The sequence below is a fragment of the Streptomyces sp. NPDC031365 genome (genome assembly GCF_055569765.1).
In genome coordinates this window covers 276,898-292,921 of the sequence record NZ_JBVIIM010000006.1, presented here as the reverse complement: position 1 = coordinate 292,921, position 16,024 = coordinate 276,898, and the positions used below count along the sequence as shown (strand labels likewise).

Here is a 16,024-nt window from a genome sequence, read left to right as displayed (position 1 = left end):
TTCCGGCTCGGTCGTGATCACGCTGGGTCGTGAGTGAGCGCAAGCCTTACCCCAGCGACCTGTCCGACGCCCGATGGGCCCTGATCGAGCCGACGTTGACGGCCTGGCGAAAGGCCCGACTCGACCGCAGGCCCAGCGGCCAGCCCGCGAAAATCGACTTGCGCGACGTGTTCAACGCAATCCTCTATCTCAACCGCACCGGAATACCCTGGAAATACCTCCCGCACGACTTCCCCGGACACGGCACCGTCTATTTCTACTACGCCGCCTGGCGCGACGAGGGAATCTTCAACCAACTCAACTACGACCTCACCGCACTGGCACGCGTGAAGGATGGACGCAAGCCCGAACCGACCGCCTCCGTCATCGACACCCAGAGCGTGAAGACCTCCACCAACGTGCCTCTGACCAGCCAGGGAACCGACGCTGCCAAGAAGATCGTCGGGAGGAAGCGCGGCATCCTGACCGACACGATCGGCCTCATTCTCGCCGTGACCGTCGCCGGTGCCGGCCTCTCGGAAAACGCCATGGGAATACGTCTCCTCAACCAGGCCAAGGAGACGTACCCGACCATCGCGAAAAGCTGGGTCGACACCGGCTTCAAGAACGCCGTCATTGAGCACGGCGCCACCCTCGGGAATTGACGTCGAGGTCGTCAACCGCAACCCCGAGAAACGTGGCTTCCACGTCGTAAAAAGGCGCTGAGTGGTCGAGCGCAGCATCGGATGGATCATGATGCACCGCCGCCTCGCCCGCGACTACGAGACGCTCACCACCAGCTCCGAAGCCATGATCCACATCGTCTCGATCGACAACCTCGCCAAGCGTATAACGGACGAAGCCACCCCCACCTGGCGAGGGACCTACTAGGAGATAAAGGGCAATCCGCCTAGATCAAACGCCCTCTCAGATGTTGGTTGTGACCTGGGTCTCGTGGTCGCCAGGCAGCCGGGGCGGCGTCGTGGCCGACGGGACTGTGATAGCCGAGGCTGCTGTGCAGTCGTCACAGAGATCCTTCCGGGGACTCCACCCCTGATCCTGGATGTCCGCCGAAGCGGATCGAGCCCGTATCGCGGCACTCTCACTCGCACAGACACCACTCGACGAAAAACGGAATACTGGGGTCCACCCGCCCCTCCTGATCCGCCACCGCCGCCGTACAGAAAAACCGGACCTCACCGAACTCCAACTCCATCGTCTTCACCAGATTCCGCATCCCCAGCCGCTCACACAGCCAGTCCCGAACTGTGTCGCTGTCGTCCGGGCGGTCGGGCAGCAGGGCGGGCTGCCCGACCAGCAGGTCCCTCTTGCTGACGGCGACGGCGAGCCGGGCTTTGTCCAGCCGGGTGCCCATGGTGCGTACGGTCTGCACCGAGCGCGCGAACACGTCCTCCGGGTCGACCGTCGAGGCCAGTGTGCGGTCCACCTTTGGGCCCGCCGGATCGAGGCGAGTCCAGAACGCGTCGACAGCCATCGGGTCGAGCACGAGGACGAAGGTGCGGGCTTCTCGGACGTAGCGCAGCGCGTCGGTCTCCTCGCGGTTCACGAACCGCTCGCCGGCTGTGTCGAAGATATGGACGAGGCGCTCGGTGCGGCCGCTGCCGCGTACCAAGGAATGGGCTCGGGGCAGCGCCTTCTGGGTGGGGCGGGTGTGGCCCTGGATCTCCAGGACTTCGTTCAGCACCCGCTGGTTGGCACTCGACTCGGGGTCCGCGAGCCGGATTGCCGGTCCGCCGTTCTCCGCCGCGTCCTCCAGCGACTTCACCATCGCCGCCATGAGCTGTGTCTTGCCCGCGGCCCGGCCGCCGATCAGCGGCAGGATCAGCTCGGGCATGTGCCCGGCGTCCGGGTTCATGGGTTTGCCGCAGTGTTCGTGGACGCAGTAGCCGCTCAGCCGGGCGTTCCTGCCCATCAGCATCAGCAGTGTCGGTATCCGTTCGTCACAGGCGCACCGGCGCCGGAAGAGACCGAAGGTGCCCGGCCGGATGTCGGCGTGCCGGCGTCGGCAATTCGCGCGGGGGCAGTCGTACGCCGGATAAGGGACGCGCTCGAAGCAGCTCGGGCACAGCATTCCCCGGGGCAGCCCGCGCAGGATCATCACCGCTCGGTCCGTGGTCCGCAGAGTGAGCGCGGTCAGCCGGGCGCCGCCCGCCAGCAACGCCACCGCGAGCGCCTGGACGCCGAGCAGCACGCCCAGCACGGGCGCGCCGAGGCCGGCACCGAGACCGAGACCGAGACCGAGGGTCACGCCGTACGGCACTGAGGCGGCCCGGTGCACGGTCGGCGCGGTGAACTGGGCGGCGACCACCCGACGGTAGGCGTCCGTCATCGTGCGGACGTACAGCCGCCGCCCTTGCACGAGGAGTTGGCGCAGGTCACGGGTGGCGGGGCCGTAGAAGTAGTTGCGGTGGGCCAGTTCTTCGGTGGGGCGGTACGGCGGGATGGTCACGAACTCGTGGGTGCGCAGGCGCAGCACGCCGTTGAGTAACTGGCAGTAGCGCCAGAGAAGTTCACTGACCAGGGCGGCACCGCGAAGGGCAGCGATCAGCGGTGCGACGAGCAGGTAGATCAGCAACAGGCACAGATAGGCGGCTGGGACGAGGATGAACATCACGATGTCGGCCATCGGCGATCACCGCTCCTCCGGTCGGGGGCCGTCCGAAGATCGCCGCTGGCTCAGCTTGCGGCTCCACTTCTTCACGCGACCCCGACGGTGCTCGGCGTACCCCTCGTAGGTCTCGGCGAGCCGCGAGTCGTAGGGGCGCAGTGCGCGGGCCATACGGTCCAGTTCTGCGGAGGACCAGTGCTGGGCGATGTGCAGGCGCAGCGCCTTGACGATCTCCAGGTGTGCCTGCGGCAAGGAGACTCGTTCGCCGTTGACCGCGACCACGCCGGTGACATGGCTGAACAGCACGTCGCCGACACGGCCCGAGGTCACAGCGTCCCGTTGCACGGCGCGCAGATAGCCGTCGGCGAGCGAGAAGCCGAACTGCCCGATCTCCGTGCGCACCAGGGCCGGGTCGGCCGGCAGCCGGAGCATGGCGGGGACCAGCCGGTACTGCTTCAGCGCGCGCGGCGCCGCCCAGGCGTCGACCTGCGGGATCCGGAATGCTCGGGCGAGTGCGGTGGCCTCGGTGGCTCGGCGCAGGGCCGTGTCCAGCCCGAGCGTGATCTGCACGCACTCCTGGGTGGCCGGCCTCAGCCAGGCGAAGCGGCCCGGCACGGTGAGCGCGTCGCACAGCACCAGGCAGGACCGCAGGGCGTGCTCGTCGCTGACCCGCTGTTTCACCGCGCGGTCGAACCACTCGCTGACCGATTCGTCCACTGGCTGGTCCGCGGGCAGCCGACGGGCGATCTCGGTCGCCTCCCCGTGCCGCCAGGTCGGCGACGGCTGTCGCCACAGCCCTCGCAGCAGCTCCGCGTCCGGCGAGGACTGGCCGCGCACCTCCAGGATCCTGAACATCAGGTCGACCGTGCGCGCGGGCACCCTCTCTGCCTGTGCCCGCCAGTAGTGCTCCAGGAGCCGAGGCCGCTCACCGAGGTCCCGCTCGTTCAGCAACTGGGCGGGGAACTGGGCGAAGAGCTGTTCCTGACCGCCCCGCGCGTCCAGTACCTCCTGCACCGCCGTCGCGAGCCCGGCCCTGAACTCCGGGAGGGTGTGGACGAGGCGGGCGACCTCTTCCTGCAGGCCTGTGCCCGCGCCCGAGAAGCCGAGCAGTGCGCGGGCCACGTCCAGGCTCCGGGCCGCGAGCAGCTCCGGCGACGGGGCGAGCCGCGCTCCCACCGCCCACAGCAACAGGCGGACCCGCTGGCGGCTCGTGGTGGCCTCGTCGAGCAGGCTCTGCCACAGAGCCGTGGCCTGTTCCCGCTCGGCGGGACGAGTGAGGGGAACGGGACCCGGTGCGTCCTCCACGCCGGTCACATAGGCGCGGATTCGGGACTGGTGGAGCTTGCCCTCCAGCTCCCGGTGCAGCGCGGTGTCGCCGCCCGTCTCGGCGGCCGCGCTCAGCACCGCGAGCTGGTCGTCGTCCAGGTCCCGGTGCTTGTGGTGGATGTCCGCCACCACCGCCGCACGGCGCGGTCCGAGATGATCGGCGCCGGGCAGCCAGCCGATCACCGCGCGGACATCGGCGTCGGCCAGTTCGATGCCACCCGCCGCCGCGGCTGCCGCCACCGGGGCGTGCCAGTCGCCCAGAGCCTGCTCCTGACCGTGCGTGTACTCGGCTGTCCAGGACCACACCGAGCGGATCGAGCCGACCCCGATCCGGGTCAGCAGGCGTACCAGGGGATGGGTAGGTACGACCTCCGGGAAGCGGCCTGCGGAGAAGTCGAAGACGGTGTACGACTCCTCGTCGTCAGGGCCGAACGCGAGGTCCGCCCCGGGCACCGCGCCGATCAGATGCAGGCGGCTACGGGTGGGGCGGAAGAGGTAGGTGGCGAAGGACAGGGAGCGGGCCATCGAGGGGGGCAGAAGATACGAGACCGTCGCGAACCAGTGGGCGATCCGGTCGGTCGTCTCGTCGATCACTACCACCGAGCCCTCCTCGGCGAGCGCCGTGAACACCGCGGCCAGCAGGGCCGGCAGCTGCTCCGCGTACGGATGCGCGCGCAGGAAGGCGCGTGCCGAACGAGGGGACAGCGGGCCGCGTGGCAGGGGCGCGTGCAGCTCAGGGATCTCGGTCGTCTCGGCTACTCGTGCAGTCCATATTGGGGAGTCCCACAGTTCGATCGCGAGCAGCCCGCCGCTGTCCGGTGCGAACTCGCCCTCGGTGTACAGGGCGTGAGCGAAGTAGTTGCCGAAGCGGCGCGCCGAGTCCCGGCCGACGTACCGCACGCACAGCGTGGTGGCGCCGCCCTGCCGGCCGGGGGTGTGGCAGAGATTTACCGGGCAGCGGGCCAGGAGTTCGGGGGTGTCCGACTCGATCTGGAAGCGTGGTGGTTCGTACCCGGCCAGTCCTTCCACCTGATCCCGGGTCTCGACCGACACCCGCTCGCTCACCGCGTTGAACTGGAAGCCGGAGGAGCCGCTGAGCCCGTGTTCGCAGGAGGTGTAGTAGAGCTGCTGGAAGCTGCTCATCCCCGGCCCGCCTTCGGCACCGAACCGAACTCGCTCAGCAGCCACAGAAGCGGATCCGCGACCCGGTAGGGCTGGATCCCGGTGTCGGCGACCCGGGACTCGGGAGTGGCGCTGCGGCCCAGCGAGGAGACACCGAAATAGCGGTAGCGGGCGAAGGTGTTCTCCAGCGACTGGTCGATCGGCACCCCGTCCCACTCCTTGAGCAGCCGGCGCACCTCCTCGTGGACGCTGAGGCTGTCGCCGACCTCGAAGTGGCCGCGCGCGGGCGCGTGCGACCGCAGCGGGCTGCCGTTCTCCAGCAGATGCCAGAAGGCGTCCATCTTGGAGAAGACCACGGCGATCGGGGTGTCGATCTTCGTGGCCTTGCCGCCTCGGGCGGCCAGCAGCATGCTGCTCATCCGGCTCAGCACATTGATCGGCGGGTCGATGCCGTCCATCCCGGGCAGTGCCGTGCCCGGCGCCGCGATGTCCCGGGCACCCGGCATCTGGAGCGGGTCGAGCAGCAGGATGATGCCGTCCGCGTTGGTCAGATACCGGGTGTTGAGCTCGACGCTCTCCCGGCTGTTGAAGTCCTCGCCCGCCGTGTCGAAGAACGACAGGACGGTGTGCTGCGGCCGCTCCCCGAAGAGCCCTTTGCGGCGCAGTCCGAACCGGAACACCAAGGGTTCCACCCGGTTGGCGTTGGTGGTCGCGGTCTGCGTGGGCGGGAACATCTGCCGGTCCCGGTAGAGCCGGTCCTCGTACTCCGAGCTGTAGCGGCGCATGGTGGCGTCGTCCAGGCCCATCAGCGAAGCGCCGTACGCCTCGCCGACCTGGTTGCGCATCTCGTGCAGCAGCACGGTCATGTAGATCGTCTTGCCGGAGGACCGCGCGCCCACCATGGCGATCAGTCGGTTCTCCACCATGCCGAACTGCACCGGCAGTCCGACATGGCAGACCGGGCATATGCGGTACGTCGTCTCGCCGTCGCAGTCCGGGCACACCGCCGTCGACTTGCGGCCGTCGGCGGGGAAGTCCGGCCCCACGTCGTGGCTGGGGCGCTTGCCGAAGCGTTCGTCGAGGACCGGGTCGCGGCGGCGCTGGCACTGTTTGCGGGTGCGGCTGAGCCGACTGTTGCAGCGGAACCGGATCTCCCGCGGGGCGAAGGTCTCGTAGCAGTAGGGGCAGGTGAGTCGTCTGGCCATTCAGGTCACTCGCAGCCGGTGCAGCGCCGTGGGGCGGATGTCGATGTCGGATTCGTGGTCTTGGCCCGAGTCGGGGCCGTCCGCGGGGAAGCAGACGAGCCAGGACGGTCCTCGGGTGCTGGGCAGGGGGAACTCCACGGTGAGGGGGGTGCTGGCCGGCAGGCGCTGGGCGGGGACCTCGTGCAGGACGGTTCCCTCGGCCGTGCTGGTGGGGCGGTAGCGGCCGAGTCCGTGGACGATCCGGAGGGCGGGGAGGTCACAGCCGGTCCGGGCGGTGAAGGTGACGCTCGCGACGCGGGCACCGGTGAGACGGCGGCGCAGAGAGGGCTCGTACTCGATGATGGGCGGTTCGGCCGGAATGCGCAGGGAGGCGGCACCCTCGGTGTCGACGGTGGGGTCGGGGACCAGGGCCTCGACGGTGAGTGTGATCGCTCCTCGGCCGACAGGGAGGTCCAGTCCGCCGTCGTGTTCGTAGACCCGGCGCTGACAGCGGATGTCGCCGTCGCGGGGGCCGTCACCGGCCGATGTCGCGTCCTCACGGCGCCAGCGGACGCGAGCGGTCAGGGCGGAGTCGGGCCAGGCCCACAGGACGAGGAGGTGGTCGTCCCGGCGCATGGCCTGGAGCTGCGTCACGGGGACGGAGCGGAGAGCGGAAGCCGCAGAAGAGGGTGGGGTCGGCTCGGACGCCGTGTGTGGGGGCGGGGCGGGCGCGGGCGCCGGCCGGGGTCCGGGTTCCGGCGCTGGTTCCGGTCCTCGCTCCGGCTCCGGCTCGGGCTCGGGAGCGGCGGGCGTGGTGGGGCGGAGGGCTGCCCCGGCACGGGCGGGTGAGGGCTCGTCGGGTTCAGGCAAAGGCTCCGCAGGTGCTGCAGCGCCTCTGCCCTGTGGGGCTGTTCCGGCCGGGGTGACTTCGGTCCGCAGGGGCTCGGGGTTTTCCGGAGGAGGGCTCCAGGGCTGTGGTTCCGGGTCCTCCAGGGGAGGGGGGAAGTCGGTCCGCGCCGGTGTCGGGCCCGTGGCGACGCGCAGCAGACCGAAGTCCTCCAGAAGCAGGAGGCCGTGTACGACGGCCAGTTCGGGCTCACTGCAGCGGACCGTCAGGCCCTGGGCCTCAGGAAGGTTCTCGATCTCCGTGCGGTGGTCGGGTGTGGTGTAGAGGTCCCCGGACAGGAGCACGGCGTCCGGGAGCGCCTCGGCCAGCACCTGGGCGATGGCCGCGAGAGCGCGATCGTCGGCCGGCTGTGCGGTGCGCGCGCTGACGATGCGCGCCGTCAGGTCCGGCGTGATGTCGAGGACCGTCAGGCCGACCGCCGTCGCGGCTTGGTCGACCACCAGAACGGTGCGGCGTACGCCCTCGCTGATTGCGCCGTAATGCACGGCTGCCGCGACCGGTTCCGGGACGATCCTGTCGACGCGGAGACCGGCGTCCTCGGCGGCGTGGCGCAGGCGGGCCTCGGCCTCACGGCCGGCGGACGCGGGCAGGCCGAGCACGACCTCCTCGCCCGTGGTGTCGCCCGGGAGCATGGTCAGTGCGGTGGCCGGGTCGGCGATGCCGTCCGTTCCTTCCAGGTCCGCGACCGTCACGGTCGGACGGCCGTCCGGGCCGATCCGACCGATCCGGGCGATGCGGTGGCCGATGGCGATACCGAGCATGTTCAGTGGTCCCCTTCCTCGGTCCTGACCCACGCCGCGCCGACGGCGTCGACGCCGAGCCGGATCCGGCTGCCCGGAGCGGGTCGATGGGCCAGGAAGTGGGCGACGACGGCCGCCCGCAGCCGCTCCAGCTCGTTGCGGATCTGGCGGCCGCCGTACGCCTGATGCTCCGGGTCGCTCATCCGCTCGGTGATCCAGGGGTGCAGCATGTCGGTGTCGGGTATGAGGCCGACCTGGTGGCGCTCGCGGACGGACTCGGCGAGCTGGCCCAGCAACCGGTCGGCGATCTTCACGATGTGCTCGCGGCGCAGCATGTCGAAGACGACCACGCCGGGCTTGAGCCGGCCGTAGATCTCCGGTCGGCCGATCGTCCGGAACTTGTCTTCCACGGCCCGTGTGAAGTGGGCCTCCAGAGCGGAGTACGGCAGGTCCTCGTCCCCGTCGGACAGCAGCCCATGGACGGCCTCCGCGCCCGTGTTGGAGGTGAAGATGATCAGGCACTGGGAGAAGTACGCGGTCTGGCCGCGGCCGTCGGTGAGGCGACCGTCCTCGAGGATCTGCAGAAACTTGTCCAGTACCCGGGGGTGCGCCTTCTCGATCTCGTCGAAGAGAAGGACGCTGAACGGCCGTTCCTGGACGCGGCGGGTCAGTTCCCCGCCCTGCTCGTGGCCGATGTAGCCGGGAGGGGCACCCGCAAGCCGCTCGGCCGCGTGTTCCTGCTGGTACTCGCTCATGTCGAAGCGGGCGTAGGCGCTCTGGTCGCCGAACATCAACTCGGCTACTGCCTTGGCGAGTTCGGTCTTGCCGACGCCGGTGGGGCCGACGAAGAAGAACGCGCCGCGGGGGCGGGCGGTGCCGGAGCCGCCGAAGTCGATGCCTACGAAGGCGGCTTGGAGCGCGGCGGCCACCGCGTCGACGGCCTTCGACTGGCCGACCACCCGGGCGCCCAGTACGTCGGACGCACGGGCGACGGTCTCCCGGTCCAGTTGGGTCCAGGGGTCGACGCTCACGTTGAGCCGGTGCAGCTCCAGGAGCTTGTCCGGTTTCTGCAGGGGAGCGTCGCGCAGCCACGACGTCCGGGCGAGGGCGTCGATGTCCCAGCCGGACATGCCGTCGGTCGCGCCGACCAGGGCCTCGATGTCGTGGCGTGTGGCGTCCGCGGCACCGTTGAAGTGGCTGCGCAGCCAGGTCAGCCACAGACGGCGCTCACCCGGGTCCGGCGGGCCGATGTGCAAGGTGGCGATCCGGGGGTCCTCCAGGTGGAACCAGCCGGGCAGCCGGCCGACGTCGCCCACCGCGCACAGCACGGCGTTGCGGGCGTGCGGGCGGCGGCCCACCGGAGTGGAGCGGGGAGTCACCGCGTCGGCCATCGCCGCGCGCAGCCGCAGATAGCCGGCGTTCGACTCCGGCTGACCGGGCGGGAGATGGTGGTCGACGTCCTGGAAGACGAAGGCCGTGGACGTGTCGGGCGAGGCGGCGATGCGGTGCACGGTGGCGACCACGTCGTCGAAGGCCCGGGCGGCGCCGGCCGGGCGCGGGGAGAGCAGGCTCGACCGGTCCCGCTCGCGTTCGACGCCGCGCCGGGTGCGCGGGTCGGCGTTCTGCCGGTCCTCCTGAGGGGCGCCCCGGCCGCCGTTCCTGGCGGTCGTACGGGGCTGGTTCGCCTCCAGCCCGGCGAAGCGTTCCGCGTGGCCCGGCAGCGGGAAGGTGAGCCCGGCCACCGGATCCCACCAGCCCACCACGTCGGCGCCGCGCACCTCCAGCAGCCCGGCGACCACCGCACGGAAGCCGGCGGGCGTGTCCTCGAACCACCAGCGGTCCCGGATCTGCCCGCTGATGATCACCTGCCGTCCCCGCCGCAGCTCCCAGCCGAGCGACACCGCCCACAGGGGCATCATGCCGTCGGCGGTGACCGGCCCTGTCCCGCCCTTGTCCCGGTCCTTGTCCGCGCCTCTGTCCCGGTCCTCGTTGCCGTCCTTCGCGAAGTCGACCGTGTTCACGGGGTCGTCCACCTCCAGGAGGTGTCGTGGGGCAGCGCCTTGGCCCGCCGGTTCGGCGGTTTGCCCTCCCAGGTGAGCTCACCCGGGAGGAAGCCGTCGTCGCCGCCCAGCGTCTCGTGCACCCGTTCCAGCAGCGTCTCGGTGGTGTCGCACACCGCCTCGTCCTGCGGCGCATACAGCGTCACGTCCGGCTCGCCGTCCACGTGGTAGACGAGGACCGGTGTGCCGTCGTCCTCGGTGGCGACCGTCGCCTCGTACGTCGCTCCGGTCGACCGCGTGAAGTGCAACCGGAAGCTGCCGCCCTGGTTCTCCCCGCCCTCGAAGGCGAAGCCCTCATCGGTCATGGCGTCCCTGAGCGCCTCCACCAGGTCGCGGCGCCGCTGGTAGGCCAGTTCCAGCTCGTCCAGCCGGCGCTCGGCGTCGGGCAGCCGGCCTTCGAGCTCGGCGACCGCCGCCAGGGCCTCGGCCGCCGAGCGCGCGGCGAGCGCCTCGACGACCGCGCGCAGGACGTCCCCGGTCTCGTCGGCGATGCCGGGGTCGCCGAGGTCGGCGGCGGTGTCCACAATGCCTTGAGCTGCGGGGCGTACGGCGTCGAGGCGTTCCGTGGCTTCCGCGAGGGCCAGTTCCAGGGCCGCCTCCGCCGCCTCGATGCGTTCGCGTTCCGCCGCCCTGACCGCCTCGCGCTGCCGTTCCTCGACGGCCGACCGCTCGGCGGCTTCCCGAGCCTGGGCAACCACTGCCGCATGCTGGGTGAAGGATTGTTCGGCCGTGCCTCGCAGCGCTTCGAAACGGACCTGGCGTTCAGGGGAGGCGGCCGCGCGCAGCTGGTCGAGTAAGTCGGTGCAGCGCCGATGGCCGTCCGGGTCGAGGGCGGAGCCGTCCGCTCCGATCGCCGAGAAGCGGCGTTCCAGGCCGGCCAGAACGGCGGCGCGGTCCTCCGTACGGTTCCCGGTCGCCTCTGGGCGCAGGCTCACGACCCGGCCGCGGAGTTCCTCCACCGCGCCGCCGAGCTGCTCGCCGCGGGCCGCCCGCTCCCGCAGGCCGGCCAACTGCTCTTCCAAGGAATCCGTCTCGGCTCGGGCACCGGATCGCTGGGCCTCGGCGATCAGCTCCCGCACCTCGTCGAGACCGCGCTCGTCGGCCCGGCTCTGCTCCGCCTGCGCACGCGCCAGCAGGGCATCGCGCTCAGCGGCTCGCCGGGCCGCCGACTCGGCTTCCGAACGGGCGACTTCGTCCCGGCGCCGCTGTGCCTCGGCGCGGGCGCGTTCCCTGCGGGCGGCCGCCTCTTGGGCGAGCCGGGCCCGCTCGGCGGCCCGCTTCCGCTCTCTGGCGCGGCGCTGCTCCGCCCGGCGCAGGCGCTCCGCCGCCTCCCGTTGGGTGTACAGAGCGCCCACGCGGACAGTGCTGTACTTCGGCGATCCGCTCATCGTTCCCTCCGCGCTTCGGTGTGCAGCACGAACCCCCGCGCCGCGAGCTGATCCTCAAGTGCCTCTCGAAAACCGGGGGCAGGAGGCACCCCGGCCCAGGAGACCGAACCATCCGTGTCGAGGGCCAGTTCGATCCCCGCGGTCGTGTCCGGCTCGTCCAGAGCGCGCGTGTAGCGGTCGGTGAGCGGGATCAGCCGCTGGTTGTCCGAGCCGCGCCAGCGCAGGCTGCCGTGCCGTGCCGTGACGTACGGCCCGTCGACCAGCAGGTCCAGCCGGGCGAGCAGGGCGAGCCGGTCCGGGCCACCGCGCCGCAAAGCCTCGTGACGGAAGCCGGTGTACGCCATCGTGCCGAGGTCCGGGCGCCTCTCGCGTACCGCGTCGAGCAGCTCGGCCAGGGCCTGGGCCTGGCTGAAGGGCTCACCGCCGGAGAGGGTCACGCCCTCGATGCCGTCCAGACCGCACAGCCAGTCGGCGAGTTCGGCGACCGGTCGGCTGGTGCCGCCGTCGAAGGGCAGGGTTTCCGAGGCCACGCAGCCCTGGCAGCGCAGCGGGCAGCCCTGGACCCAGACGACCGCGCGGGTGCCGGGGCCGAGGACCGTGCAGCGGTCCAGCGTGCGGGCGACGGAGAGGTGGGTGGTCATGCTTCCTCCTGCGGATCGCCGGGGTAGCTGTCGGTGCCCTGTTCGGCCTGGTCGCACCACGGGCACCAGGGCCGCTCCGCGGTGTGGACATGACGGGCGCTCACCGCACACACCTTCAGACGGCCGGGGACCAGCTCGGCCGCGAGCGACCGGGCCCACTCGGCCGCCGTCGGACGGCGCCCCGTGTGCGCGAACGCCGCCCGGAACGCCTCCGTGAGCCGTCTCGGCAGGAGATCGGCGGGCGGCACGGAGCGGGGCAGCAGTACCGAAGTACGGTCGAGGAGCCGACAGCGGCCGTGCATGACGTTGTCGTCGTACGACATGTAGTCACCGCCCTTCGCCGGGTGGCCGGCGAAGGGGTGCAGACCGGCCATGAGCAGCTGATGGACCAGGACGGCCAGGGCGAAGTCGTCCGACGCGCTGTCCGGCGGTGTGCCGGCGGGGGCGCCGATCCGTTCGGGGGCCGTGTAGCCGGGGGTTCGCATCCGGCCGCGGAAGGTGTCGTGGCCGTCGGTGAACTGCCAGGAGTCGACATCGGCCATGCCGACCCGGCCGGTCCCGTCGACCCAGAGGTTGTCGGGCTTGAGGTCGCCCACCACGTAGCCCTCGGCGTGCGCCTGGGCCAGCAGCCGGGCGAGGGAGAGGGCGGTGCACAGAGCGGTCGCCCAGGTCGCCCCGGGCAGGAAGGTCCGGCGGGCGTGCGGGGTGAGGAGGTGGCTGAACGGCTGGTAGGCGTGCCGCATGTCGGTCATGACGTAACCGTCGACGCGCTCCGGGTCGTCGCCGTCGGCCGTACTGACCGGCACCAGCGGCCAGGCCAGCCGGACCGGTGTGCCGGAGAGGAGTTCGACGGTGCGCGGTTCGCGACGCTGGCGCACCAGGCGGGCCACACGGCGCCGGAACGCCTCGGGGTCGGGCGGATCCGGGACGAGCTTCGCGACGAGCGGGCGCGTGTCGTCGACGCCGTACACGAATCCTTCCGAGCCGCTGCCGATCTGCCCGGTGAGTCGCCAGGTGCGTCCGTTCCCGGACACCACGGTCAGTGCCACGGTCACCCCTCTTCGACGAGAGCGCACAGGAGGGTCAGGTCGTCACCGGTCCGTCCGGCCTCCGGCCCGGAGAGCAGACGGCGAAGAGGCTCGGCGTCTCCCCGGGACGCGCGGAGAGTCGCCGCCAGGCTCGAGAAGAAGCACTCGGCGGGCAGCGGGCCTGCCTCCGGTGGAAGCCGGCGGACGGACGGGTGGTCGAGGGCGAGGGCGGCACAGCCGTCGGTGGCCAGGACCACTCCGCCGAGTTCCGGTTCCCAGGCGGTGAACGTGCGGATGCGCAGGGCCGCGCCGGGTGACGAGAGGAAGGGGGCCGCAGCGGCGGGTGGCGGGAGGACCAGATGGCTGCGGTCGTCGCGGGTCAGCAGGGTGCCGAAGCCGTCGCCCAGCGAGACGAAGGCGACCCAGGGAGGGGCCACGACCGCCGCGGTCAGGGTGGCCGCAAGGGCGTCCGGGCCTGCTGAACCGGAGTCCGCGCTCAACACCCCCGACACCGCCCGTAGATAGGCCTCAACCACCTGTTGCCCTCGTCCCGCTGTCCACCGGGTCCATTGCTCCGGCGCCGCCCCGGCGTCCGGGACGTCCAGCGAGAGCAGGCGGCACGCCGCGTCGACCGCTATGTGAGCGCCCAGAGCGCTGCGGTCACGGCTGCCCGCGCCGTCGGACACCGCCAGCACCGCCGCGTCGCCCAGGTCGACCGCCTTGAACGCGTCCTGGCAGCCCTGCCCCGAGGCGAGATGAGCGGTGCCCTGGACGGAGGAGCCCGCGATGATCACCGGAGGTCCCTCTCCAGTCTTTCCATACGCGCGAGCCGGGAGGCGCGGTCCTGGAACTGCCGGTGGATGAGATCCGCGTCCTGGTCCGGGCTGCTGTCGTCCGTGCTCTGGAAGAGCAGGTCGAGGATCCGGCCGAAGTCCAGGTTCGCCAAGGGGGACGTGGCCTTCGGCGCCAGGACCCGGAGCATCGGCAGGTCGGCGCCGCGCACCCCGATCACCTGGAACACCCACTCCCCCTTCTCCTCGCCCCGGCGTACCCGCTCCGCGGTGCCCGCCAGGGCCGTCGCGTCCAGCGGGCAGCCCTGCGCGTCGCTGGGCGCACCGTCGGTCAGAACCCAGACGAAGGGGCGTCGAACCGGTACCCGCTGCCGCTGCAGGGTGCGGTAGCGGGTGCGGGCCAGGTCGAGGCCCGTTTCCACCGCTTCCGTCAGCCGGGTCAGGCCCCCGGCGCGCAGGGTGGGCGGGTGCAGGCCGTGCACCGGGACGAAGAGCCGGCCGGCGTCGGCCTCCTCGACCGGGACGAGGCGGCCCGGCGCCGGGTCGTGGACACGCACCGCCGAGTCGAAGGTGATGAGGCAGACCTCCACCCGGGTGCGCAGCCGCTCCTGTGCCCGGACCCCGTCGAACCAGCGGGTCAACGCGTCGTTCAGCTCGTCGATCCGCGGGTGCTCCTCGGGCCGCCCCATGGACGCGGAGGTGTCGAGCAGGAGGACGACGGGCTGCCGCTCCCCGTACCCGGCCCCGAACCCGATGCCGTGGAGGCTCATCCGGCCCCCGCTTCCGAGCCGGCGTGGGCCGCCAGCCGCTGTCCTCCGGGATCGAGGCGCACCGTGACGTCCGTGCCCGGCGGCAGTCCGGGCGGCTCGGGACGCATGCGCAACAGGACGCCGTCGACGAGTACATACGCATCCGGAGCGGGCCAGGTCACCGTGCGCCCCGCGCAGCCGTGCGCCCACTCAACCATCCCCCTGGTCATGCGACCACGGTATGTGAAATCGGCACCAACATGACTGTTCCTTACGAGAATTGATGCACCGCCGAAACTACGGGCCGGGGCACGGGCCGCCCAGGGAACGCTCTCCCCCGGGCGTCCACCTGAGCGGCCCGCTCCTCCAGTCAAACGGAACGGCTGGGCGCCGATCGGTCGTGCCCCGGGCGGGTCCCGGACAGGATTCGCTCCACCACACGGGCCGCCTCCGGAGCACGTACGACGAAGTGCACGTCCCAGCGGGCCCCGCGGGCCAGCTCCGCCTCGACGGCGCTCCACACAGCGGCCGCGCTCACCCGGGACGGAAGCCCGCCGCGTCCCGAGCCGAGCAGCGGGAAGCACACCGAGCGCAGCGGTGGCGTGTGCCGGTCGTGCTCCTCGGCCAGCAGCGCGATCGCGCGCGAGGTGGCGCGAGTGACATCGGCGGGCAGCACGTCGTAGTCGTTGGTGCCGGCCCGGGGCACGGCCACGGCCGCGTGGTAGATCCGTCGTACTCCCTGCTCGGCCAGGGCCCCCGAACCGGTCGCCGCCACCGTCCCCGGGACCACCGGGCGGCCTGAAGTTCCGTGCAGCTCCGTCCACTTGCGCAGCTCGGCATGGACCGGGTCGTCCAGCAGGTCGCCGGTCACTCCGCGCACGGAGGCGGCCCGGCGCAGCGAGGCGGAGACCGAGGACTTGTACGGCTCGGGCAGCGCGAAGTAGATGTTCACCGGGGAGACCACCACATCCACGTCCCGCAGTAGGTCGACGGGGTGCATGTGGAGCGTGAGGCGTACGGACCGGTCGCCCGCCAGGACCTCCAGGCGCCGGTGGGTGCCGGTCCCCCAGTCGGTTTCGTCCGGCTCGTCGCCTTCCATCAACTCCACTATGTGTTCAGCTACTTGCCCCAGCACCATCACCTCGTGGTGCTTGCGGAAACGCTCCTCGCTCACCCGGTACACCTCGGCCGCGCGGGCCCGGCGGGAGGACGCCGGCCAGTCCCGCGTGCCCTGGGCCAGTCCCAGCGTGTACTCGGCGGCGGTCCGCAGCGTGCCCGGGTCGAGCCGGCCGACCGCACGGCGAAGCAGCGCCTCCACGGCGCCCTCGCGGGTACGAGAGGTCGCCGAGGAGACCGCGGCCGCCTCCAGGGAGGGCAGCTCGCGACCTCGTAGCCTCAGCAGTCCGGCGCGGCGAACAGCCTGTAACTCGACGAGAATTGACTCAGGATCAATAGGCGATGGTGCCATGCCGACAACGAT

Annotated in this window: 12 protein-coding genes and 1 pseudogene; 1 reads left to right on the top strand and 12 read right to left on the bottom strand. The window is 71.4% G+C overall.

Annotation, left to right across the window (positions count from 1 at the left end):
* The first annotated feature begins 29 nt into the window (after positions 1-29).
* Positions 30-870 (top strand): annotated as a pseudogene (locus tag ACZ5C2_RS13035) (IS5 family transposase).
* Between the two features lie 211 nt (positions 871-1,081).
* Here ACZ5C2_RS13035 and ACZ5C2_RS13030 read toward each other — a convergent pair.
* The 12 genes from ACZ5C2_RS13030 to ACZ5C2_RS12975 form a co-directional block, all read right to left on the bottom strand.
* Positions 1,082-2,626 carry a TRAFAC clade GTPase domain-containing protein gene (locus tag ACZ5C2_RS13030; protein WP_468789541.1) on the bottom strand — a complete coding sequence of 515 codons (1,545 nt, stop codon included), beginning with the start codon at positions 2,624-2,626 and terminating at the stop codon, positions 1,082-1,084.
* Between the two features lie 6 nt (positions 2,627-2,632).
* Positions 2,633-5,077, bottom strand: coding sequence for a GTPase-associated protein 1-related protein (locus ACZ5C2_RS13025; protein ID WP_468789539.1), 2,445 nt, complete (start codon positions 5,075-5,077; stop codon positions 2,633-2,635).
* Positions 5,074-6,261: a TRAFAC clade GTPase domain-containing protein gene (locus ACZ5C2_RS13020; protein ID WP_468789537.1), complete on the bottom strand. Its 1,188-nt coding sequence runs from the start codon at positions 6,259-6,261 to the stop codon at positions 5,074-5,076. The genes ACZ5C2_RS13025 and ACZ5C2_RS13020 overlap by 4 nt, the downstream gene beginning before the upstream one ends.
* Positions 6,262-7,908: an Hsp70 family protein gene (locus tag ACZ5C2_RS13015; protein ID WP_468789536.1), complete on the bottom strand. Its 1,647-nt coding sequence runs from the start codon at positions 7,906-7,908 to the stop codon at positions 6,262-6,264.
* A 2-nt stretch (positions 7,909-7,910) separates the two neighbouring features.
* Positions 7,911-9,908, bottom strand: a complete 1,998-nt coding sequence (locus ACZ5C2_RS13010) for an AAA family ATPase (RefSeq protein WP_468789534.1) — start codon at positions 9,906-9,908, stop codon at positions 7,911-7,913.
* Positions 9,905-11,335: a hypothetical protein gene (locus ACZ5C2_RS13005; RefSeq protein ID WP_468789532.1), complete on the bottom strand. Its 1,431-nt coding sequence runs from the start codon at positions 11,333-11,335 to the stop codon at positions 9,905-9,907. Before ACZ5C2_RS13005 ends, ACZ5C2_RS13010 begins: the two co-directional genes overlap by 4 nt.
* Positions 11,332-11,976: a 4Fe-4S single cluster domain-containing protein gene (locus tag ACZ5C2_RS13000; protein ID WP_468789530.1), complete on the bottom strand. Its 645-nt coding sequence runs from the start codon at positions 11,974-11,976 to the stop codon at positions 11,332-11,334. Before ACZ5C2_RS13000 ends, ACZ5C2_RS13005 begins: the two co-directional genes overlap by 4 nt.
* Positions 11,973-13,025 carry a protein kinase domain-containing protein gene (locus ACZ5C2_RS12995; protein WP_468789528.1) on the bottom strand — a complete coding sequence of 351 codons (1,053 nt, stop codon included), beginning with the start codon at positions 13,023-13,025 and terminating at the stop codon, positions 11,973-11,975. Before ACZ5C2_RS12995 ends, ACZ5C2_RS13000 begins: the two co-directional genes overlap by 4 nt.
* A gap of 2 nt (positions 13,026-13,027) precedes the next feature.
* The gene (locus ACZ5C2_RS12990) at positions 13,028-13,798 is read right to left on the bottom strand and encodes a protein phosphatase 2C domain-containing protein (protein WP_468789526.1); all 771 of its coding nucleotides are present in this window, start codon (positions 13,796-13,798) and stop codon (positions 13,028-13,030) included.
* Positions 13,795-14,565: a vWA domain-containing protein gene (locus ACZ5C2_RS12985; protein ID WP_468789524.1), complete on the bottom strand. Its 771-nt coding sequence runs from the start codon at positions 14,563-14,565 to the stop codon at positions 13,795-13,797. Before ACZ5C2_RS12985 ends, ACZ5C2_RS12990 begins: the two co-directional genes overlap by 4 nt.
* Positions 14,562-14,774, bottom strand: coding sequence for a hypothetical protein (locus ACZ5C2_RS12980; protein ID WP_468789522.1), 213 nt, complete (start codon positions 14,772-14,774; stop codon positions 14,562-14,564). The genes ACZ5C2_RS12985 and ACZ5C2_RS12980 overlap by 4 nt, the downstream gene beginning before the upstream one ends.
* Positions 14,775-14,914: 140 nt before the next feature.
* The gene (locus ACZ5C2_RS12975; RefSeq protein ID WP_468789520.1) at positions 14,915-16,012 is read right to left on the bottom strand and encodes a macro domain-containing protein; all 1,098 of its coding nucleotides are present in this window, start codon (positions 16,010-16,012) and stop codon (positions 14,915-14,917) included.
* Positions 16,013-16,024 lie beyond the last annotated feature (12 nt).